The sequence below is a fragment of the Brevibacterium picturae genome, from assembly GCF_900105045.1.
In the GTDB taxonomy this organism is placed as follows: Bacteria; Actinomycetota; Actinomycetes; order Actinomycetales; family Brevibacteriaceae; genus Brevibacterium; species Brevibacterium picturae.
Genome location: NZ_LT629739.1, coordinates 3,516,164 through 3,537,693, shown reverse-complemented (window position 1 = coordinate 3,537,693; position 21,530 = coordinate 3,516,164). Strand labels below are relative to the sequence as shown.

21 protein-coding genes are annotated in these 21,530 nt (G+C 64.5%); 8 read left to right on the top strand and 13 right to left on the bottom strand.

What is annotated here, in order from left to right; all coding sequences use genetic code 11:
• Positions 1 to 2 precede the first annotated feature (2 nt).
• Positions 3 to 491, bottom strand: coding sequence for a pantetheine-phosphate adenylyltransferase (gene coaD / locus BLT92_RS16155; RefSeq protein ID WP_092107206.1), 489 nt, complete (start codon positions 489 to 491; stop codon positions 3 to 5).
• Positions 488 to 1,261, bottom strand: coding sequence for a GntR family transcriptional regulator (locus BLT92_RS16150; RefSeq protein ID WP_092107204.1), 774 nt, complete (start codon positions 1,259 to 1,261; stop codon positions 488 to 490). The genes coaD and BLT92_RS16150 overlap by 4 nt, the downstream gene beginning before the upstream one ends.
• A gap of 104 nt (positions 1,262 to 1,365) precedes the next feature.
• On the opposite strand from BLT92_RS16150, the gene ehuB reads away from it, so the two are divergent.
• The 4 genes from ehuB to ehuA are packed head-to-tail and all read left to right on the top strand — an operon-like array spanning position 1,366 to position 4,511.
• Positions 1,366 to 2,250, top strand: a complete 885-nt coding sequence (gene ehuB / locus BLT92_RS16145) for an ectoine/hydroxyectoine ABC transporter substrate-binding protein EhuB (protein WP_092107202.1) — start codon at positions 1,366 to 1,368, stop codon at positions 2,248 to 2,250.
• A 23-nt stretch (positions 2,251 to 2,273) separates the two neighbouring features.
• The gene (gene ehuC / locus BLT92_RS16140; protein ID WP_092107200.1) at positions 2,274 to 3,050 is read left to right on the top strand and encodes an ectoine/hydroxyectoine ABC transporter permease subunit EhuC; all 777 of its coding nucleotides are present in this window, start codon (positions 2,274 to 2,276) and stop codon (positions 3,048 to 3,050) included.
• Positions 3,047 to 3,706: an ectoine/hydroxyectoine ABC transporter permease subunit EhuD gene (gene ehuD / locus BLT92_RS16135; RefSeq protein ID WP_092107198.1), complete on the top strand. Its 660-nt coding sequence runs from the start codon at positions 3,047 to 3,049 to the stop codon at positions 3,704 to 3,706. Before ehuC ends, ehuD begins: the two co-directional genes overlap by 4 nt.
• Positions 3,693 to 4,511: an ectoine/hydroxyectoine ABC transporter ATP-binding protein EhuA gene (ehuA, locus tag BLT92_RS16130; protein WP_092107196.1), complete on the top strand. Its 819-nt coding sequence runs from the start codon at positions 3,693 to 3,695 to the stop codon at positions 4,509 to 4,511. The genes ehuD and ehuA overlap by 14 nt, the downstream gene beginning before the upstream one ends.
• Before the next feature lie 92 nt (positions 4,512 to 4,603).
• Here ehuA and BLT92_RS16125 read toward each other — a convergent pair whose 3' ends face one another.
• From BLT92_RS16125 to thiL, 4 genes are all read right to left on the bottom strand, one after another.
• Positions 4,604 to 5,317 carry an RsmD family RNA methyltransferase gene (locus BLT92_RS16125; RefSeq protein ID WP_092107194.1) on the bottom strand — a complete coding sequence of 238 codons (714 nt, stop codon included), beginning with the start codon at positions 5,315 to 5,317 and terminating at the stop codon, positions 4,604 to 4,606.
• A 69-nt stretch (positions 5,318 to 5,386) separates the two neighbouring features.
• Positions 5,387 to 7,534: an ATP-dependent DNA helicase RecG gene (locus BLT92_RS16120; protein ID WP_092107192.1), complete on the bottom strand. Its 2,148-nt coding sequence runs from the start codon at positions 7,532 to 7,534 to the stop codon at positions 5,387 to 5,389.
• Positions 7,531 to 9,159, bottom strand: a complete 1,629-nt coding sequence (locus BLT92_RS16115; protein ID WP_092107190.1) for a DAK2 domain-containing protein — start codon at positions 9,157 to 9,159, stop codon at positions 7,531 to 7,533. Before BLT92_RS16115 ends, BLT92_RS16120 begins: the two co-directional genes overlap by 4 nt.
• A gap of 1 nt (position 9,160) precedes the next feature.
• Positions 9,161 to 10,201, bottom strand: coding sequence for a thiamine-phosphate kinase (gene thiL / locus BLT92_RS16110; protein WP_092107188.1), 1,041 nt, complete (start codon positions 10,199 to 10,201; stop codon positions 9,161 to 9,163).
• Positions 10,202 to 10,233: 32 nt separating this feature from the next.
• On the opposite strand from thiL, the gene BLT92_RS16105 reads away from it, so the two are divergent.
• On the top strand, positions 10,234 to 10,779 hold the full coding sequence (locus BLT92_RS16105; protein ID WP_092107186.1) for a DUF3515 domain-containing protein: 546 nt from the start codon (positions 10,234 to 10,236) through the stop codon (positions 10,777 to 10,779).
• A 118-nt stretch (positions 10,780 to 10,897) separates the two neighbouring features.
• Here the strand turns inward: BLT92_RS16105 and BLT92_RS16100 are convergent, their stop codons facing one another.
• From BLT92_RS16100 to leuC, 7 genes are all read right to left on the bottom strand, one after another.
• On the bottom strand, positions 10,898 to 12,013 hold the full coding sequence (locus BLT92_RS16100) for a D-alanine--D-alanine ligase family protein (RefSeq protein ID WP_092107184.1): 1,116 nt from the start codon (positions 12,011 to 12,013) through the stop codon (positions 10,898 to 10,900).
• Between the two features lie 54 nt (positions 12,014 to 12,067).
• On the bottom strand, positions 12,068 to 12,601 hold the full coding sequence (locus tag BLT92_RS16095; protein ID WP_092107182.1) for a YbhB/YbcL family Raf kinase inhibitor-like protein: 534 nt from the start codon (positions 12,599 to 12,601) through the stop codon (positions 12,068 to 12,070).
• 45 nt (positions 12,602 to 12,646) lie between these two features.
• Complete coding sequence (locus BLT92_RS16090; protein WP_092107180.1) at positions 12,647 to 13,660, bottom strand: NAD(P)H-dependent glycerol-3-phosphate dehydrogenase; 1,014 nt, start codon at positions 13,658 to 13,660, stop codon at positions 12,647 to 12,649.
• On the bottom strand, positions 13,657 to 14,445 hold the full coding sequence (locus BLT92_RS16085) for a lysophospholipid acyltransferase family protein (protein ID WP_092107178.1): 789 nt from the start codon (positions 14,443 to 14,445) through the stop codon (positions 13,657 to 13,659). Before BLT92_RS16085 ends, BLT92_RS16090 begins: the two co-directional genes overlap by 4 nt.
• Positions 14,442 to 15,758: a UDP-N-acetylglucosamine 1-carboxyvinyltransferase gene (murA, locus tag BLT92_RS16080; protein ID WP_092107176.1), complete on the bottom strand. Its 1,317-nt coding sequence runs from the start codon at positions 15,756 to 15,758 to the stop codon at positions 14,442 to 14,444. Before murA ends, BLT92_RS16085 begins: the two co-directional genes overlap by 4 nt.
• A gap of 109 nt (positions 15,759 to 15,867) precedes the next feature.
• Positions 15,868 to 16,467 (bottom strand): 3-isopropylmalate dehydratase small subunit, encoded by a 600-nt coding sequence (gene leuD / locus BLT92_RS16075; RefSeq protein ID WP_092107174.1) that lies wholly within the window; start codon positions 16,465 to 16,467, stop codon positions 15,868 to 15,870.
• A gap of 13 nt (positions 16,468 to 16,480) precedes the next feature.
• Positions 16,481 to 17,971 carry a 3-isopropylmalate dehydratase large subunit gene (leuC, locus tag BLT92_RS16070; RefSeq protein ID WP_092107172.1) on the bottom strand — a complete coding sequence of 497 codons (1,491 nt, stop codon included), beginning with the start codon at positions 17,969 to 17,971 and terminating at the stop codon, positions 16,481 to 16,483.
• 213 nt (positions 17,972 to 18,184) lie between these two features.
• On the opposite strand from leuC, the gene BLT92_RS16065 reads away from it, so the two are divergent.
• The 3 genes from BLT92_RS16065 (at position 18,185) to BLT92_RS16055 (ending at position 21,530) form a co-directional block, all read left to right on the top strand.
• Positions 18,185 to 18,901 (top strand): IclR family transcriptional regulator, encoded by a 717-nt coding sequence (locus BLT92_RS16065; RefSeq protein WP_009882470.1) that lies wholly within the window; start codon positions 18,185 to 18,187, stop codon positions 18,899 to 18,901.
• Positions 18,902 to 18,911: 10 nt separating this feature from the next.
• Entirely contained in the window at positions 18,912 to 19,670 is a 759-nt protein-coding gene (locus tag BLT92_RS16060; protein ID WP_092107170.1) for a DeoR/GlpR family DNA-binding transcription regulator, read from the top strand.
• A gap of 162 nt (positions 19,671 to 19,832) precedes the next feature.
• Positions 19,833 to 21,530, top strand: coding sequence for a sodium:solute symporter family protein (locus BLT92_RS16055; protein WP_092107168.1), 1,698 nt, complete (start codon positions 19,833 to 19,835; stop codon positions 21,528 to 21,530).

Below are 21,530 nucleotides of genomic sequence, written 5' to 3'. Positions count from 1 at the left end.
CCTCAGTCGCCGGCGTTCAGCGCGGTCAGCACTGCGTTCGGCACCAGGCCTGTGATGTCTCCCCCGCCGGCGTGGACTTCCTTGATGAGTGAGGACGAGACGTGTTCGAACTCGGGGTTTCCCGGAACGAAGATCGTCTCGAGCTCACTGAGATGCTTGTTCATCAGCGCCATCGGCAGTTCATAAGCGAAGTCCGTGCCCGAGCGCAGTCCCTTGACCACGGCAGGCGCGTCGATGGACGTGCAGTAGTCGACGAGGAGACCGCCGGCGACGGTGTCGATAACGATGTTCTCGGCCCCTTGGGTCCGTTCGTCCTCGTCCAGGCTGCGGCGGATGAGATCGGCGCGCGCCTGAGGATCGAAGCGACCGGACTTCTTGGGATTGTGGACGACGGCCACGACCACCTCGTCGAACAGGCGGGCACTGCGGGCGATGACGTCGAGATGACCCATGGTGATCGGGTCATAGGAACCGGGGCAGACAACCTTCATGGCTTCATCGTATCTCGCAGCTGCGACCACTGGTCGTCGACGCCGGCCTCACGTGCGGCGGCCTTGACGATGATGGCCTCGGTATCCGTCTGTGAATGGTGCAGTCGAGCAGCGGCTCCGGCCATGACTCTTCCCACGATGGTCAGGGACCGTGCCTCGTCCCCGTCGGCGATCGCCTCCAGCAGGTGTCTGTGCGTTTCGATGAGGTCGCACCTGACCTCGTATCCGCGCGGGTCGGAGAGTGAAAGCAGTCGGGTGTGGACCATCGAGACCTTCATCAGGTCGCTGAGCCTGACCGAGCCGGAACAGGCGACGATCGAGTGGTGGAAGTCGAGGTCGGCGTCGCCGACGAGGCGCGCAGTGTTGCCTTCGATCGCATGCTCGAGCCGTTCCAGCGACTGGTGGATGCGCACAATCGGCTTTCCCGACCGGATGACGACCTTCACCGCCTGTGCTTCGATGGCTTCCCTGACCGCGTAGACGTCGTCGATGTCGTTCGGTCTCATCCGTTTGACCCTGACTCCGCGGCCGGGTGCATGAGCCATCACCCCCTCGCTGACGAGGCGCTGCAGAGCCTCCCGCAGGGATGGTCTGGAGACGTCGAGGAGTTCGGCCGTGCGAACCTCGTTGATGGACTGCCCGGGGTCCAGTGAACCGCTGTAGATGGCGTTGCGGATCTGGTCGGCGATGAGGTCGATCGTCGAGGATCGGATGACCTTGCGCAGGACCGGGAGCTCCGAAGTAGGGGGGTTGAGGCATATCACGATCATATAACGTTGTCTGACAGTGTGACATCCGGACAACAAAAGTATTGAATAGTGTCCTTGAGACGCATGTCACGAAGATGTGTCGACGTACTAAGAAAGGGACAGCTATGAAAGCCATCAAGGGGCTAGCCGCCGCGACCTCGATCATCGCCCTGACACTCGCCCTGGGGGCCTGCGGCGGAAGCGATTCCGACAAGAGCACACTCCAGAAGGCCATCGACGCCGGGACGATCTCCGTCGGCTTCGCCGGTGAAGCACCGTACAGTTTCGAAAAGGACGGCGAACTTCAGGGTGCCTCAGTCGAAATGGCCAAGACGATCTTCAAGGAGCTCGGCGTCGAGGACGTCGAAGGCGTCAACACCGAATTCGGCTCCCTGATCCCTGGCCTCAATGCCGACCGCTTCGGTGCCATCTCTGCCGGAATGTCGATTCTTCCTGACCGCTGCGAGCAGGCCTCCTTCGGCAACCCTGAGTTCATGTACACCACTGCCCTGATGACCAAGGAAGGCGAGGGCAAGGGCTTGAAGGACATGCAGGATGTCAAGGACGAAGGCCTCAAGCTCGCGACGATGAGCGGCGCAATCGAAACCACCGTCTACGCCAAGGAACTGGGCATCGACACTCAGGAAGTCGGCACACCGCAGGACGGCATGGATGCCGTGACCACAGGCCGTGCCGATGTCTTCGCTCTCACCGGAATTTCGCTCAACTGGATGGCCAAGAACAACCCGGACGCCGGCGTTGAGGTCAGTGAGTCCTTCGTTCAGGAGATCGATGGAGTGCCACAGGTCGGTGCAGGTGCCACGGTGTTCCGCACCGACGATTCTGAACTCAAGGATGCTTGGAACAAGGAGCTCGAGAAGATCGTGTCCGACGAGCAGAAATACCTCGACGTCGTCGGCGACTACGGCTTCACGAAGGAAGAGCGTCCCACCGGCGAGATCACAACCGAGCAGCTGTGCAAGGGTGAACTCCCCACAGCCGAGTCCTGATCGGCCACGGGGCATTCCCGATCATGACTGACAATTTCACCACGTTGCTGAATTTCCTCCCACAGTTGTGGGAGGGAATTCAGACAACCCTCATCCTCACGGTCCTGGGATCGATCGGCGCGATCGTCGTCGCCGTCGTCCTCGGACTCTCGATGACCTCGTCGCACGCCTGGATGCGCATTCCCGCTCGAATCGTCGTCGAGTTCTTCCGCGGCACCTCTCTGCTCGTGCAGCTGTTCTGGCTCTTCTACGTCTTCCCCCTCCTCGGGGTCGACCTCGACCCCATCGCCTGCGGCATCGGTGCGCTGGCACTCAACTACGGCGCTTACTCCGCCGAGGTGGTCCGTTCCTCGATCAAGACCGTCGCGCCCGGCCAGTGGGAGGCAGCGATCGCGCTCAGCCTCTCACCGACCAGACGCATGCTCCGCGTCATCTTCCCGCAAGGTTGGGCTCTGATGATCCCTTCCCTGGCGACACTGCTCATCCAGCTCCTCAAGGGCACAGCAGTGGTCTCCTTCATCACCCTGCAGGATCTGACTGAGAAGATCGATCAGCTGCGACAGTCGACGAACGACACCTACTTCTCGTTCACGATCGGGCTCATCATCTACTTCATCATCGCCTGGCTGCTGCAGGAGGGGATGAACTACCTCGAGCGCAGGGCCACAGCAAAGCTGGGCCGCAGACGGCCGAATTCTCGTGCCGACCGCCGTGCAGCACGGCGCGACGCTCGAGATGACCGAGACCAACCGAAGATGCCCGGCTCCGAAGCCGCTGCCGGACAAGGAGGTGGCCTGTGATTTGGAATTGGGAATTCGCCGCCGAAGCGCTGCCGCTCCTCCTGCGGGGATTCGTCAACACGCTCATCGCCACCGGCGTCGGCACCCTGATCGCCGCGGTGCTGGGCCTCATCATCGCCATCGCGATCCGCTCACTGCCACGCTGGATCAATTGGCTGATTCGACTGCTCGTCGCCTTCGTCCGCAATACGCCGCTGGTCATGCAGCTGATGTTCGTGTACTTCATCTTCGCCGGGATACCCGGCCTGGTGGACGTACCCGCGCTCGTCATCGGCTTCATCGTCATCGGCATCCACTACTCGACCTACATGTCGGAGAGCTACCGTGCGGGCATCGATTCGGTGCCGCCGGGGCAGCACGAGGCAGCAACCGCGCTGTCGCTGCCACCGGTGCGCAAGTTCACCGCAGTCGTGCTTCCACAGGCATTGCGCGCTACGATCCCGTCCTTGGGCAACTACGCCGTGGCAATGTTCAAGGACACCCCGTTCCTGTTTGCTATCTCGGTGGTCGAACTCGTCACCTCGGCGCAGCAGTTCGGTGCGGCGAAGTTCGCCTACACGGAAGCCTTCACCCTGGCCGGCATCATCTTCCTCGCAGCCAGCTACCCGACATCCCTGCTCATCCAACGATTGGAGAAGCGCCTTGCCACCTACTGAGAGCACCTCATCAACTCCGCCGGCGAACACCCCGGGCTCAGCCTCACCGGCCATCGAGTTCAAAGACGTGGAGAAGCGGTTCGGGAAGACGACGGTCCTCAAGGACCTCAACTTCACTGTCGCTCCCGGAGAGCGCGTGACCCTGATCGGGCCCAGCGGTTCGGGGAAGACGACGATCCTCCGCCTTGTCATGACCTTGGAGGAGCTGACCGGCGGATACATTCACGTCGACGGCAAGCCGCTGACCCACACCGAGAAGAACGGCAAGCGCGTCGAACTGCCCTCGAAGACGACCCGTGCCATGACGACACGGATCGGCATGGTCTTCCAGCAGTTCAATCTCTTCCCCAACATGACGGTGCTCGAGAACATCATCGAGGCGCCTGTCCATGTGCTGGGCAGATCCAAGGCCGATGCCGTGGCAGAGGCGAAGTCCCTGTTGGACAAGGTCGGACTCGCAGACAAGGCCGATGAGCATCCCACTCGCCTCTCGGGCGGACAGCAGCAGCGTGTGGCCATCGCACGGGCTCTGGCGATGAGTCCGGAGATCCTCCTCCTCGACGAGGTGACCTCCGCGCTCGACCCCGAGCTCGTCGGAGATGTCCTCGAAGTCCTCCGCGACATCGCGGAGACGACCGACATCACGATGCTCCTGGTCACCCACGAGATGCAGTTCGCGCGCGAGGTCTCGCATCGGGTGATGATGTTCGACGGTGGTCAGGTGCTCGAAGAAGGTCCACCGGATCAGCTCTTCAACAACCCACAGCATGAGCGGACGCGTTCGTTCCTCTCGAGCGTGCAGTAGCTTCCTGATCAGCGTGCAGTAACCGCCACGAACCGTTCGAGGCCCACGGGAGTACAACTCCGGTGGGCCTCAACTGCCGTGGTGGGACCGGCTCACGCGGGTTCGTCGGCTTCCGCCGCGTCCCCCGATTCGTCGGCTTCACCCCTGAGCTGGACGAAGTACAGTGCCGTCTCGCCGAAGGTCTTCGAACGGAAGACCTCGAGAGCGGCCGGCATCGTGGGCTCCGGAGCTCGTGAGGCCCGTTCGACCACGACGATGGATTCCATGTCGAGGAGTCCGGCGAGTCTGCCGAGGATCTGAGTCACAGCGTCCTCACCCATCGGGTAGGGCGGGTCCATGAACACCAGGTCGAAGATGCGCCCCTCACCGTCGTCGAGATCGCTGCGGGTCTCCAGCACCTCAACAGGCTCCGCCGCGTGCCCTTCCGACGCCTGATACACGGGCGCCTGCGCTTCAGCCATCACCTGTCTCGGCGCACGCTGACTGCTGAGGAACGAGACGACATCCGCGGAATGGATCCTGGTCGAATGGTCGATTCCCAGCTTCTGAGCGTTCGCTTCGACAGCGCGGGCAGAGGCGCTGGCCGAATCGACGAAATCTGCTTCGGCCGCTCCCCGGGACATGGCTTCGAGGCCCAGCCCACCGGAGCCGGCGAAAAGGTCGAGGACATTCGCGGCCTGCAGGACCCCGTAGCCGTCGAGCATGGAGAAGAGGGATTCCTTGACCCGGTCCGAGGTCGGGCGGGTGTTCGACCCGCCCGGTGCGACGAGCCGGGATCCCTTGAACGCACCAGCGATGATCCTCATTGCTCGTCCTTCCACTCACTCAGCATTCTCGGTTCGGCTCCTGACAGCGCCACTGCGCCGTCCGACATCTCAGCTCGCCTCGATGAAATGAGCCGATTCCGCGGGCAGGACTCGGTTGATGAAGGTCCGCAGAGCCGGCAGCGAACTCAGATCAGGGTCGACGGAGATGATCTTCTCCGCGATGTCCCTCGCCTCTTCGACGATCGGGGCATCGCGCAGGATCGACAGGTGCTGCAGTGAGGATCCTCCCCACTGTGAGGCACCGAGCACATCGCCCTCACCCCGACTGCCGAGATCATACTCGGCCAAGGCAAAACCGTCGAGGGTTCCTGCCACTTCACGGAGTCGCTCGAAGCTCTCATCGTCCTCGGGTGCCTCGGTGAGCAGGAAGCACATGGCCGCACTGCCATCACGCCCAACACGTCCGCGCAGCTGATGGAGCTGAGCCACACCGAATCGCTCCGCTTCGAAGACGACCATCATGGTGGCCCGAGGAACGTCGACTCCGACCTCGATGACGGTCGTGGAGACCAGGATGTCGATATCGCCGGAGACGAATGCGGCCATCGTCCGATCCTTCTCCGCCGTCGACATCCGGCCATGGAGAAGTTCGATCGAACGTGACTGGAGTTCCTCGGAGTTCTTCAGCCTCTCGCGCAGGTCCTCGATTCCGCCTCGATGGCCGGTCACCTCACCCGTCTCGGGGTCCTCGATATCGGAGGGGTCGATGCGCGGGAAGACCACGAAGGTGCCTCTGCCGGTCTCAGCCGCCTCGTCGATGAGCTGGCGGACGCGGCCCAACCAGTTGGGATGGTCTCCCAGTGACACGGCGTGGGTGGTGATGTTCTTGGTGCCCGCGGGCATTTCGTCGAGGGTGGAGACATCGAGGTCGGCGAAGACCGTCATCGCCACGGTCCGCGGAATCGGGGTCGCAGACATCACCAGCGTGTGTGGGACCTTGAGCCCGGCCTTCGCCCGCAGCGCCTCACGCTGTTCAACGCCGAACCTGTGCTGCTCGTCGACGACGATGAGGCCCAGTCGGTCGAACATGGTCGTATCCGACATCAGCGCATGCGTCCCGACGACGATGTCGATCTGACCTGTGGCGAGGTCGAGGGCGAGCTGTTTGCGTTCCCGCGCGGGCATCGACCCGGTCATCAGCGCCACCCGAACCTGGTCATCGCCCGACAGCAGCGGGCTCAGCGCCATCTGATCGCCGAGGAGGTTCTCGATTGAGCGGAAATGCTGAGTGGCGAGCACCTCTGTGGGCGCGAGCATCGCAGCCTGAGCTCCCGAATCGACGGCCGTGAGCATCGCCCGCAGTGCCACGACGGTCTTGCCGGAGCCGACGTCGCCGTGGAGCAGACGGTGCATCGCCGTTCTCCGTCCGATGTCTGCTTCGATCTCGGCTCCGACGCGCAGCTGCGATGCGGTGAGATAGAAGGGCAGACTCTCATCGAACCTCTCGCTCCTGGCACCGACGTTGAGCAGCGGGGTCGCCTCGAGCTGTTCGTAGTCGGCCTTGCGGGAGACGAACTCCGCCTGCAGTGCGAGCGCCTCCTCCCACTTCCAACGCTGTTTGGCCTTCTCCGTCGCTGTCGCTGACCTCGGCCGATGCATGTCATTGAACGCGGTGCGCAGCTCAGGAAGGTCAAGGTCGGCTCGCATTGCACTCGGCAGCGGGTCCTCGAACTCTGCTGGGTCGGCGACATCGAGGAGAACCTTGATGGCCTTCCACAGGCGCGTCTGTGCGATGCCTTTGACGCGGGGGTAGACGGGGAACGGGGAGTTGAGATCCTCCGGAGTCCACTTCTCGTCGTGTTCGTCCCGATTGAGCCAGGTGGGTGAGTTCAGGGTCAGCTGCCCGCGGTACTCCTCGACCTTCCCAGCGAAGACGACTGTGAGTCCGGGGGCCAGCTGTTTGTCCAGCCACCGCTGGTTGAAGAAGGCGATCTTCATCGATTGCTGCCCATCGTGGACGAGAACATCGGTGATGGTTCCACGCCGCCTCTGCATGCGCCTGGTGTCGACGGAGATGACCTCGGCCTGCAGGATCGCCGTCTCGCCCAACGGGAGGCCACCCAGCGGTGTCTTCTCCCCGGGCACGAGGAATCTGCGGGGGAAGAAGCGGAAGAGATCCGCCACCGAGGTGATCCCGCGCTTCTTGAGTGCACCGCGGTCTCGTGCGGTGAAATAGTCGTCGAGGCGGGCGCTCATTCGACTCCCATGATGAGCAGTGTCGCCCGATCCCGCGAGTCGATGTCCTGGAATCGCACCTGAGCGTGTGATTTGCTGATCCAGTCCCGCAGTTGGGAGAGGACATCGGGGGCGCAGCCGGGACCGTGGACGACGGTGAGGAGCTCTCCCCCGGCTCCCAGCAGTCGATCGGCGAGCTTCTCGACCAGGGTTGTGAGTTCGGTGCTCTGGGTCTTGACCTTCCCGTCGATGAAGACCCGGTAGAACTGTGAGGGGTGGGAGGCCGGGATCGATCGCGTCCCCGGCGAACCTGCGGCGTCGCCGATGACCGGCAGGGCACCCGTGGGCGGGTGGAGAGCCAGCTGTTCTGCCGAGACGATGGTTCCGACACGGGTTCCGGCCGCGGCTTCGGTCATATCGGCGAAGATCTCCGCTGCCGGGGCGAACTGGTCGTAGACCGCGACGGCAGAGAGCAGAGTGGCGACATTGCGGGAGCGGACGACGTGTCCCCCGGCGACCTGTCCCAGTGATTTCACCATGGTTGTGGAGCTGGGGACGACGAGGACTTCGCGCTCCTCCTCGGCGATGATGTCCGTGGTCAGACGCACCGCGTCACCGGAGTCCGGTGTCAGTGCGCTCGCCCCGTTGAGCGCACAGTGCATGAGCAGACCGGTGCCGGAGACGATGGCCACCAGGTGAGTCTCGCCCTCTTCCTCGTGCAGGCGCAGATCCTCCATGTCCAGGCGGGCGATGCCGAAGCCGGCGAGGTGGTCGAGGACGGTCACGGCGGTGGCCTCGTCGGCGACGTGGACGTGTACCTTGGGGCCGTTGATGACGATCGATGTCCCGCCCAGGTCATCCAGCGCCTCGGCGAGGGACGATGTGGGCCTTCCGCCATCAGACGATGCGGGATCCGTAACCAGCAGCGCAACGATCTCGAGTTCATCGGTGCCAGCCTGGTGGACGACCCGCGGGGACCCGGTGATTTCGCCGAGCATCGAATCCTGTGGTGTCCGGCCGGTGACCGTGGCATAGAGGAGGTCGAAGAGTTCGACGATTCCGGTCGAGCCGGCGTCGACGACCTCGGCTTCGCGGAGCATGGGCAGCTGCCCGGTGGTCTCCCGCAGTGCCGAGCGGGAGCGCAGGCGCACTGCCGAGATGAGTTCGACGAGGTTCACACTCGCTTCGGCCTTCTCCCTGGCCTCGGTGGCCATGGCGTCGAGGACCGTGAGCATGGTGCCGTCGACAGGTCGGGCGACCGCCTGCCGAGCGCGGGCCGAGGCAAGCTCGAGGGCTGCGGCCATGGCCTCCGGCGTCGCCACGGTCACGCCGTCCAGAGCATCGGCAACTCCGCGGAGTGCGACGGCGAGGATGAGTCCTGAGTTTCCGCGAGCACCACGTCCGGCGCCTTCGGCGAGTGCGGCGACGACCTGGGGCAGGGTGACGGGGCCGGTGAGCTCCTCGACAGCCAGATAGGCGCTGCGCAGGGTGTGATACATGTTCGTGCCGGTGTCGCCGTCGGGGACGGGGAAGACGTTGAGTTCGTCGATCTCGACGCGTTCCTTGCGCAGTCGATCAACCGCACGCCGAGCCCACCTGGCGGCCAGGCGGCCGTTGAGCCCGATGGCTTGATTGGGTCCGCTCATGTCACTTCCCGAAATGGCTGAAGCCGCTCGTCGGCACCGGTGCGCCGTCGAGACTGACGCCGTGGCCTGGTCTCATCTCTCCGATTCTCCGCCAGCCTACCGGAGGTGTACCGAACTGCGCCGACGACGCGAGGAAGCCATGGTCCTCTCCCCCGTTCAGCACCCAGCTCAGCGCCAGTTCCTCAGCTGTCACCGTCTTTTGGGCCAGGTGCCTCGCCGCGGGCAGCAGCGGATCGATGAGTTCCTGCAATGAGGCGCGGTCGATGTCCGCATGCACTCCAGACGCCGCAGCGACTCGGCCCAGATCCGTGCTCAGTCCATCGGAGACATCGATCATCGCCGAGGCGGTCCCCAAGTGTGCGACGGCTGCATAGTCAGGTTGTGGAGCCAGCTGAGTGTTGATGAGTTCTCGCAGGTCTGCGTCGGCCCCAAGGTCGTCGGGGTCCTTCCCGTACTCGCCGTCTGCTCTGGCGAAGAGGAGATCCAATCCGGCGGCCGCGCGACCGATGGTTCCGGCCAGGTAGATCGAGTCGCCCGGCCTCGCCCCTGCGCGAGTGATCACACCACCGTTTCCTGCAGACGTGACTCCGGGATCCCCGACAGTGCCCAAGGCCGTGATCGCGATGACGATGAGTCCCGATGACGAAAGGTCGCCGCCGATGATGGGGATCTCGCATCCGAGTTCGTCACCGGCACGGTTCGCCTCGGCGACGATCCCGGCGAAGAGAGCCTCGAGATCCTCGATCTCGGTGGAGTTCGGCACGGCCAGTGACACCAGCAGCCCGTGCGGCTTGGCACCCATGACGCACACGTCGGAGAGGTTCTGTGCTGCGGCTTTGATCCCCAACCGCCTCCAGTCGAGCCAGGAGCGAGTGAAGTCTTCGTTCTCCACGAGCATGTCCGCCGTCGACACCAGATTGCCCTCCACCGCGGTCACTGCGGCATCATCGCCGGGGCCGATGATCACCTGCGAACCGCTGCGGTTGTGAGAGAGGATGCGTTCGAGGACGTGTGATTCGCCAAGTTCGGACAGTCGGGTCATGGTTCAAGGTTATCGGGAGATACGGTAGTTGTATGAGATCCCGCCGCCTCCGCCCGTCGACTCGTACGTCTCCTGGCACGTCCCCTCGCACGTCGGCTCGGAAGACACGCACCTTCGCTCTTGCTGCCGTCGCCACTGTGCTGGCCGGTGTGAGCCTGGCAGGGTGTGAGCGAACGGTCGTCGTCGAGCCGGCAGAGGACGCACAGAATCCCAAATGTGCCGACGTCATGCTCCAACTGCCCGCTGTGATCTCGGGCGAGGAGGAGCGCTCGACATCGTCGCAGGGCACGAAGGCGTGGGGAGATCCGAATATCGCGGTCGCTCGGTGTGGCGTCACCCCGCCGGGACCCACCACCGATCGGTGCGTGAGCGTGAGCGGTGTCGATTGGATCTCGCAGCCCTCCGACGAGAACGACACCTGGGTGTTCACTAGCTACGGACGCACTCCCGCCGTCGAAGTCCTCGTCAACCGCAAGGCCGAATCGGGCAACAACGTGCTCGCGGCCATCTCACCGGCCCTCGCCTCTTCCATCAAGCCCGAGGCCGAGTGCGTGGGAGCCCAAGACCTCGAGGGCTGACTCGTCAGCTGAACTGGCGCGCCAGGCCCGCGCCCGCTCGCTGTTCTCAGTGGGCGTGAGCTGCTTTCAGGGAGCTGCCTTCAGTGAGCTGTCTGCCCTCAGCGGGCGTGAGCTGCCTTCAGTGGGTGCGGGCGTGGTCGACCAAGGCGATGGTGATCAGCTCGGAGATGAGCGCCGGGTATTCGATGCCCGAGTTCGCCCACATGAATGGATACGCCGAGGTGGGGGTGAACCCCGGAAGAGTGTTGATCTCGTTGATGAGGACCTCACCGGAGTCTGTGACGAACGTATCGACACGGGAGAGTCCCGTGCAGTCGAAGAGTCGGAACACCGAAGCCGAGAGCTCCTGGATCCGTGCCGTCGTCTCCTCGTCGACGCGCGCCGGGCAGGTCAGCTGCGCATCGGCGAGGTCGAGGTACTTGGCCTCGAAGTCGTAGAACGAGTGGTCTCCGGAGACTTCGATCTCTCCGGGGTAGGAGACCCTGACATCCCGGTCGTGTACGGAGCCGAGCACCGCGCACTCGATCTCGCGCCCGACGACCTGCGGTTCGACGATGACCTTGGAATCATGGTCGAATGCCGAACGCAGCGCCGCATCCAGCCCAGCGGCGGATTCGACGCGGCTGACTCCCATCGATGATCCTGCGCGGGCGGGCTTGACGAACACGGGCAGACTCAGCGCCAGGATCCGAGCCTCGGCGTCGGCCTGATCGGTCTCCCACATGGTTTCGGTCACGAGCTCCCACGGGCACGTCGGGATCCCGGCATGAGCCATCAGGGACTTCGTATAGTGCTTGTCCATGCTCGCCGCCGAGGCGAAGACTCCGGAGCCGACGAACGCGGTGTCGCTGAGTTCGAACAGGCCCTGCAGGGTTCCGTCCTCCCCGTACTGGCCGTGCAGGAGTGGGAAGAACACATCGACGGACCCGAGTTCGGTGTAGAGTCCCTCGGCGTCCCGGTGCAGCAGGGGCAGGCCCTGGGCGGAGATCGGCGGGATGACTTCGGTTCCGTTGTCGATGACCTCGGGCATATTCGCCGGGTCGAAGGCCATCGTCGACCAGTCCTCGACGATGCGCCACACACCGGACTTCGTGATGCCGATCGGCAGCACACGATAGGCATCGTCGTCGATGGCCTGAATGACCCCGGCAGCAGTGACGCAGCTGACAGCGTGTTCGCTCGATCGTCCGCCGAAGAGGACGGCGACGAGTGGCCGGTGATCAGATTCAGGCATAGATATCCTTGGTCGTTAGCGCGTGACCGTTTGTACGGACTGGAAAACTCTAGCTCACTTGAGCTCGAACGTGCATTCCAGCCATGCACGCGCGATGCCCTTGAAGAACATGTTGAACCCGGCGAAGGCCGGTGACGCGGATTCGTCGAGACCCAGAGGCTCCGCCAGCGCCGTGACGATGAAGAAGTAGCGGTGCGGGCCGTGACCCTGTGGTGGAGCGGCGCCGACGAAGCGCGGTTCGCCCGCGTCATTGCGCAGCGTCACGGTCCCGGCCGGCAGCAGATCTGCCGAAGGATCACCGGCGTTCGTGGGCAGGCTGGTCGTCGATGCGTCGAGGTCCGTCACGACCCAGTGCCAGAAGCCGGATCCGGTCGGTGCGTCAGGATCGTAGCAGGTCACGGCGAAGGCCTTGGTCTCGGCCGGGAAGCCCGACCACGACAGCTGCGGCGAGGCATCCTGGCCACCGTCGACACCCATCGCTCCCGAGAGCTGCGGTCCGGTCAGTTCGGCCCCGTTCTCGATGTCCGTGCTGGTGAGAGTGAATGTCGGAACATCAGAAAGGTTGTAGAACGGTGAGTTTGCGCTCATGTCTGCTCCTTGTCGTGTGAAATGGTGCGATCTGGTGCGAGGGTCTCAGGCTGGCGGTCCCTCGTGCTTACGCTTCCGAGACAACAGCAAACCGGCGAGTTCGTCAACCCTGAGTCGCCCGCCGAGGACTGCGCACACTGCCTCTGTGATCGGCAGGTCAACCTCGTACCTTCGGCCCAGCGCGAGGATGGCGGCGGCCGACTTCACTCCCTCTGCGGTCTGCGAAGTGTGGGCGATGACGTCCTCGAGGCTCATTCCCTCGCCGAGGTGGCGCCCGAATGTCCGATTCCGTGACAGCGGCGAGGCACAGGTGGCCACGAGGTCGCCGAGTCCCGCCAACCCGGACAGGGTGTGCGGCTGCGCACCCATGGCAGCGCCCAGGCGGGAGGTTTCGGCCAGCCCGCGGGTGATGATCGAGGCCTTGGAGTTGTCGCCGAGCTTCTGTCCATCGGCGATGCCGACTGCCAGGGCGATGACGTTCTTGACGGCACCGCCCATTTCGACGCCGACGACGTCGGTGTTCGTATAGGGCCGGAAGTACCCGTTCGCGCTGATCTCAGCGATCACCTCGGCGGTGTCGATGCTCTCCGAAGCCACGACGGTGGCAGTGGGCTGCTGATCGGCGATCTCACGGGCCAGGTTCGGGCCGGAGACGACCGCGATCTGGGCCGGGTCCACCTCGGCGACCTCGGCGATGACCTCGGACATGCGCTTGCCCGTGTCGACCTCGATGCCCTTCATCAGGCTCACGAGCTTCACTCCCGGACGCAGGTGCGGCTTCCACCGGCCGAGGTTCTCCCGCAGTGACTGTGCGGGAACGGCGAGGATGATGACTTCTGCATCGGTGACGGCGGCGATGTCATCATCGGTGGCAGTGAGCAGTTCGGGCAGGACCCTCTCGCCCAAGTACCGTTCATTCGTGTGTGAGGTGGTGATCTCGTCTGCGACCTCGGACCGGCGGGCCCAGAGGGTGACGGGGAATCCGGCGTCGGCTACGACGGCGGCATAGGTCGTCCCCCACGATCCAGCGCCCAGCACTGCGGTCTTCTCGACGCTCATTCGCCTGCCTCCTCGGTGTGGAATCTCTCCGGCAGCTCTCGGCGCGAGAGCTCGCCGACCATGGTTGCAATGGTGTTCGTCAGACGGTGTGTGAGCACCGTCTTGGACCTCTTCTCCTCCCGGTGGGGCCACAGATCCAGGTAGTCGATGGGGTCACCGAATCGGACCACGGATGTGTGTCGCAGAGGTCGGAACTTGGGCACCTTCGCCCCCTGGGGAAAGATCTCCTGGAGGCCCCAGTGCGCGACGGGAATGATCGGGGCACCGGTCTCGAGGGCGAGTCTGGCGGTGCCGGATTTGAAGTGCTGGGGCCACAGTTCGGTGTCCTTCGTCAGCGTCCCCTCCGGGTAGATGACGACGCATTCGCCCTTCGCCAGCGCCTCTTTCGCGTATTCGAGGGAATCGCCGGCCTGGTTTGAGGACCGCAGAACCGGGATCTGGCCCAGTCCGCGCAGGACAGCACCCAAGGCACCGGAGAACAGGGTCGATTTGGCCAGGAAGTGCGGCAGGTGCCCGTTGCGCCACAATGCGAGCCCGACGAGAATCGGGTCGAGGTGGCTGGCATGGTAGGCGGCGATGATGGCACCGCCGCCCTGGTTCGCTGGCATCCCCCGCAAGCGTTGCATCCGCGGCGTCCGTGGGGGCAGTATCTCGGCGTTGTCGACCTTGATCTTCGAGGTCAGCCGGTAGAGTCCGTAGGCGGCCGAGGCCACGACGAATGCGACTCTGCGCTGGGACCTGACCGCGGAGGGTTCGAAGGAGACCAGCACGTCCTCGTCGCTCATGCGGCGACCTCGGCACCGAGGCCGATGAGCTTGTCGAGGAAGTTCTCGTATCCGCGGTTGATGAGTTCGATGCCGTGGACCTCGCTGGTGCCGCGCGCGGCCAGAGCAGCGATGAGGTGGCTGAAACCGCCGCGCAGATCGGGCACGTCGATGCGTGATCCCGTGAGTTCGGTGGGTCCGGAGACCACGGCCGAGTGCCGATAGTTGCGGCGTCCGAAGCGGCAGGGAGTGCCGCCGAGGCACTCGCGGTAGAGCTGGATCTGGGCACCCATCTCGCGCAGCGCCTGGGTGAAGCCGAAGCGGTTCTCATACACGGTTTCGTGGATGATCGAGAGACCTTCGGCCTGGGTCATGGCGACGACAAGCGGCTGCTGCCAGTCGGTCATGAAGCCCGGGTGCACATCGGTCTCCAATGCGAAGGAGGTGAGTTTGCCGCCCGGGTGGCGGAATCGGATACCTGTCTCTTCGACCTCGAACTCGCCGCCGATGCGACGGAAGACGTTGAGAAAGGTGATGAGTTCAGGCTGGGAGGCGCCTTCGACGAAGATGTCTCCCCCGGTGGCCAGTGCGGCCGAGGCCCAGGAGGCGGTCTCGTTGCGGTCGGGCAGGGCCCGGTGGATGAAGCCGCGCAGGGACTGCACACCTTCGATGCGCACCACGCGATCGGTGTCGACGGTGATGATGGCGCCCATCTTCTGCAGCAGCGCGATGAGGTCCATGATCTCGGGTTCGATGGCCGCATTGCGCAGTTCGGTCACGCCTTCGGCGCGGACCGCGGTCAGCAGCACCTGCTCTGTCGCGCCCACGGAGGGGAAGGGCAGCTCGACCTTCGTGCCCTGGAGGCGTCCCCGGGTGGTGAGCATGATGCCGCCGGAGGTTTTGTCGACCTCGGCGCCGAACTGCCGCAGCACGTCGAGGTGGAAGTTGATGGGACGGTCGCCGATGTGACAGCCGCCCAGATCCGGAATGAAGGCTTGGCCCAGGCTGTGCAGAAGCGGCCCACAGAAGAGGATCGGGATCCGTGAGGATCCGGCATGCGCGTCGATGTCGACGATCGACCCCTGTGCCATGTCGGAGGGGTCGAGGTGAAGTTCACCGTCGGGCAGCTGGCCGTCGTGGCCGGGTGTGACCCGAACACCGTGGAGTTCGAGCAGACCGGTGACGATCTCGACGTCCCTGATCTGCGGCACCCCTCGCAGGATGGAGGGTGTCTCCCCCAACAATGAGGCGACCATGGCCTTGGGCACCAGGTTCTTGGCGCCTCTGACTTGGACGGTTCCACCTAGCGGATTACCGCCGCGAACTTCGAGCATGTTCCTCCCTGCGTCACACTTGCACCCGGTGGGATCCGGACGTGTCCCAGACTAGTCCGGACTCGTCCAAGACTAGCGCAGACGCCCCGTAGGTCCCTTATGGGAAGGCTCAGACCTTCGCGGGCAGGGTCTTGGGTTTGAACGTGGCTCGCTTGGATTCGAAATCGGAGATCTCGGCTTCCTTCGCCAGCGTCAGGCTGATGTCGTCATGGCCCTCGAGCAGACGCCAACGCGTGTAGTCATCGATCTGGAAGGACACGGTGACCGAATCGCAGGTCACTGTCTTCTCGGTCAGGTCGACGCTGATCGAGGTGCCCGGATGGTTCTCCAGGATCTTCCAGATCAGTTCGATGTCGTCCTGCTCGAGCTGCGCGGCCAGCAGGCCCTCTTTGCCGGAGTTTCCGCGGAAGATGTCGCCGAAGCGGGAAGAGAGGACGACGCGGAAACCGTAGTCCTTCAGCGCCCACACCGCGTGTTCGCGGGAGGAGCCGGTGCCGAAGTCGGGCCCGGCCACGAGAACGGAGCCGGCCGCGAAGTCGGGGTCGTTGAGGACGAAGTCCTCCGCGGACCGCCAGCGGGAGAACAGTGCATCCTCGAATCCGGTGCGGGTGACCCGCTTGAGGAACTTCGCCGGGATGATCTGGTCGGTGTCGATGTTGGCTCGACGCAGCGGAACGCCGATGCCGGTATGTGTGCTGAATGCTTCCATCAGTCGTCAGTCCTTAAGCGTTCGCCGAGGTGGGGGTCGGTGTCAGTGTCAAGGTGGGCTTATCGTCGGTCCACGCCACCGGTTCGGCGTCGCGGGGCAGGTCCGTGACGTCACCGGGTGAGGACAGCGTCCCGCGTACGGCGGTGGCCGCGGCCACGAGCGGGGACACGAGGTGGGTGCGCCCGCCCTTGCCCTGGCGGCCTTCGAAGTTGCGGTTCGAGGTCGAGGCGCAGCGTTCCCCGTCGGCCAGCTGGTCCGGGTTCATGCCCAGGCACATCGAGCAGCCGGCGAAGCGCCACTCTCCTCCGAAGTCCTTGAAGATGGTGTCCAGGCCCTCGTCCTCAGCCTGCAGGCGGACCTTGGCCGATCCGGGAACGACCATGAAGCGGACGTTGTCGGCCTTCTTCCGGCCACGGACCACCTCGGCGGCGGCGCGCAGGTCCTCGATGCGTGAGTTCGTGCAGGAGCCAAGGAACACAGTGTCGACTTCGATCTCGCGCAGCGGCGTACCGGGAGTCAGGCCCATGTAGGCCAGGGCGTTGGCGGCCGATGCCTTGTCGTTCTCGTCGGCGAAGTCGTCGGGGGACGGCACGGAGGCCGACAGCGGCAGGCCCTGGCCGGGGTTGGTTCCCCAGGTCACGAACGGTTCGATGTCCTTGGCTTCGAGGACGACCTCATGGTCGAACGTGGCGCCTTCGTCGGTGTACAGGCTCTTCCAGTATTCGACTGCAGCGTCCCAGTCCTCGCCCTCGGGAGCGTGCGGACGGCCCTTGACGTAGTCGAAGGTGGTCTCGTCAGGTGCGACCATGCCTGCGCGGGCGCCGGCCTCGATCGACATGTTGCAGATGGTCATGCGCGCTTCCATCGACAGCGCCCGGATCGCCGAGCCGCGGTATTCCAGGACGTAGCCCTGACCGCCGCCGGTGCCGATCTTCGCGATGATGGCGAGGATGATGTCCTTCGCGCTCGAACCTTCGGGCAGTTCGCCGTCGACGGTGATCGACATCGTTTTGAATGCCTTGAGGCTCAGCGTCTGGGTCGCGAGCACATGCTCGACCTCGGAGGTGCCGATGCCCAGCGCCAGTGCGCCGAAGGCACCGTGTGTGGAGGTGTGTGAGTCGCCGCAGACGACGGTGGTGCCCGGCTGGGTCAGGCCCAGCTGGGGGCCCACGACGTGGACGATTCCCTGGTCGGCATCGCCGAGGCTGTGCAGGCGGACCCCGAATTCCTCGGTGTTCTTGCGCAGCGTCTCGATCTGCTTGGCTGAGGTGGGCTCGGCGATGGGCTTGTCGATGTCCCAGGTCGGTGTGTTGTGGTCCTCCGTGGCGATCGTCAGGTCGGGGCGGCGCACAGGGCGCCCGGCGAGTCGGAGACCGTCGAATGCCTGCGGGCTGGTGACCTCGTGGACGAGGTGGAGGTCGATGTAGATGAGGTCGGGCGCACCGTCTTCGCCCAGGGATACGACGTGATCGGCCCAGACCTTCTCGGCCAAAGTGCGTGGCATGGTTCCTCCCGCTGGTACAGGGATTGCCTGTACGTGCTTACAACTGTGACAGCCCGTGTTCGGGCTCCCGTGAGACTCGTTACGGTCATTCGGCGAGTGCCCAATGCGCGCTCAACGAGTATGTGCACTCAACAAGTGCGTATAGGGAACTTACTCCCCCGTATCGCATTGCGAACTTGCATCTCGCCCACTGAGACGCGCACAATGGTGTCTATGACAAGCAATGGTAGCGGCGTCGGAGTCATCGACAAGGCCGCAATGGTTCTCTCCGCCCTTGAGGCCGGACCCGCATCACTGGCCGAGCTGGTCTCACTGACCGGACTGGCCCGCCCCACTGCTCACCGTCTGGCCGTTGCGCTCGAATTCCATCGCATCGTCGGTCGTGATCTGCAGGGTCGCTTCGTCCTCGGCCCACGCCTGGCCGAACTGTCCTCGGCCGCCGGCGAGGACCGTCTGCTCGCCGCTGCCGGGCCTGTCCTGGGCCAATTGCGCGATCAGACCGGCGAATCCGCTCAGCTCTTCCGCCGCCAGGGCGACCTGCGCCTGTGCGTGGCTGCCGCCGAACGCCCCGTGGGCCTGCGCGATTCGGTGCCGATCGGAGCGACACTGAGCATGCGCGCCGGATCTGCCGCCCAGGTCCTCCTGGCCTGGGAAGAGCCCGACCGCCTGCACACGGGTCTGCGCGGCGCCCGCTTCTCCGCGACCATGCTCTCCGGTGTCCGTCGCCGAGGCTGGGCCCAGTCGATTGCCGAACGTGAACGAGGCGTCGCCTCCGTCTCCGCCCCCGTGCGCGGACCCAGCAACCGCGTCGTGGCCGCCGTGTCGATCTCCGGCCCCGTGGACCGCCTGACACGTCAGCCCGGGCGCCTGCACGCGAAGTCCATCATCGAAGCGGCCCGGACCTTGAGCGAAGCTCTCATCAGGGGCTGAGGACGACGCCATGATCGCCGCCCAACGCCGCAATGTGATCATCGAGACGCTCGAACGAGACGGTGCGGTCTCCATCTCGGCCCTCGCCGAGCGGCTGGAGACCTCGGCGGTGACGGTTCGTCGCGACCTCGATCAGTTAGCCGATGCGGGCCGCCTGACCCGCACCCATGGAGGGGCGGTCCCCTTCTCCAGCGCGCGCGAATCGACCTATGCGGAGAAGCTCGAGCAGGCCCTGGCCGAGAAGTCCGCGATCGCGCGTGCCGCGGCCAAGCACGTGCACAGCGGCGACGTCGTGGCGCTGGGCCCCGGCACCACGACCGAGCTCCTGGCCAAGGAGCTCAGCGGTCGCTCGGGCATCCGCATCGTGACCAACTCCCTCCTCGTCGCCGAGGCGATGGTCTCCTCCCCCGATATCGAAGTCATCGTCATCGGCGGAATACTGCGGCACTCGATCCGCGCCTTCGTCGGCGGCGGAACCGTCTCGCAGCTCCTCGGCCTGCGCGCGGACACCGTCTTCCTCTCGGGAAACGGGCTGGCCGGGGATTTCGGCCTCTCCACGCCCGCATTCCCAGTCGCCGACACCGACCGCGCCATGGCCGCCGGAGCAGGGAAGGTCACCGCCCTCGTCGACCACACGAAGGTCGGCCGGCGCTCCTCGGTCCTCACGGTCCCCAGCGAGGAGATCGACCGCCTCATCACGGACTCCGGCAGCGAACGCAGCGAACTCGACGCCCTGCGCACGGCCGGAGTCGACGTCGAGGTCGCCTGACACGCCGAAGGGGAGCCGGAATCCCGCTCTGACACGGGCGATCATAAACAATCAAAACTTTTCAGGTTCGATCACTAGCGATCACAGGGACTGTCCTCTAGAGTGTCCGTTTGAGGTGGCTTTCATCACAAGGAGCCATTCACCGAAGACGTTGGAGGAACCTTGGAAGACATCCGCCTGGACGCCCAGTGGATCGACTATCTGCTGATCGCGATCTACTTCGTGTTCGTCCTCGGCATCGGCTGGTTCGCCAAACGCGGCGTTTCCTCGAGCATCGAGTTCCTCCTCTCCGGGCGCAGCCTTCCGGCGTGGGTGACGGCCTTGGCGTTCGTCTCAGCCAACCTCGGTGCCGTGGAGATCATGGGCATGTCAGCCACCGGTGCCCAGTACGGCATGCCGACGATGCACTACTTCTGGATCGGCGCAGTCCCGGCGATGCTCTTCCTCGGCGTCGTCATGATGCCCTTCTACTACGGCTCGAAGGTCAGATCCGTTCCCGAGTTCATGCGCAGACGCTTCGGCACCGGTGCGCACCTCGTCAATGCGCTGTCCTTCGCCGTCGCTCAGATCCTCATCGCAGGCGTCAACCTCTTCCTCCTCGGCACGATCGTCAATCGCCTCCTCGGCTGGCCGCTGTGGATCGCACTGGTCGTCGCGGCCGCCATCGTCCTGTCCTACATCACACTCGGCGGGCTGACCGCTGCCATCTACAACGAGGTGCTCCAGTTCTTCGTCATCGTCGCGGCCCTGCTGCCGCTGACGATCATCGGCCTCAATCGCGTGGGCGGCTGGGACGGCCTCGTTAAGAAGGTGAGCAATGACGGCATGCTCGGCGCCGAGCAGCTGAGCAGCTGGCCGGGAGAACAGCTCTCCGGGTTCGCCAACCCCGTGCTCTCCGTGGTCGGGATCGTCTTCGGGCTCGGCTTCGTGCTCTCCTTCGGCTATTGGACGACGAACTTCGTCGAGGTCCAACGCGCCATGGCCTCGAAGAGCATCAATGCCGCGCGACTGACTCCGATCCTCGGTGCCTTCCCGAAGATGCTCATCCCGTTCATCGTCATCATCCCCGGAATGATCGCGGCAGTGCTCGTGACCCAGCTGACAAAGTTCAAGCAGATCGCGTCCAGCGTCGACGAGGCGGCCGCTCAGGCCCAAACCGGTGTGACCTATAACGATGCGCTCCTGCTGCTCATGCGCGAAGTTCTGCCCAACGGCCTCCTCGGTGTTGCGATCGCCGGTCTGCTCGCCGCATTCATGGCCGGAATGGCTGCCAACATCTCCGCGTTCAACACTGTCTTCAGCTACGACCTGTGGCAGCAGTACGTGGTCAAGGACCGCGACGACGCCTACTACCTCAAGGTGGGCCGCTACGCCACAATCGGCGCCTGCATCGTTGCGATCTTCACCGCGCTCATCGCCGGCAACTTCGCCAACCTCATGGACTATCTGCAGACGCTGTTCGGCTTCTTCAACGCACCACTGTTCGCCACATTCATCCTCGGTATGTTCTGGAAGCGCATGAGCCCGACTGCCGGCTGGGTCGGCCTGGTCGGCGGCACACTCTCGGCCGTCGCCGTCTTCGTCCTCAGCGAGACCGGAGTATTCGACCTGCCCGGTCAGGGCGCGGCATTCCTCGCTGCCAGCACTGCCTTCGTCGTCGACATCGTCCTCTCGGTGATCGTCACCTTCCGGACCACGCCGAAGCCCGCCCACGAGCTGCGAGGACTCGTCTATTCGGAGACCCCGAAGACCGACTTCGAAGACTTGAACGAACCGAAGCCCCCGATCTGGAAACGCCCGGTACCCGTCGCGGGAGTCGCGCTGATCCTCGTCATCATCCTCAACGTGGCCTTCGGGTGA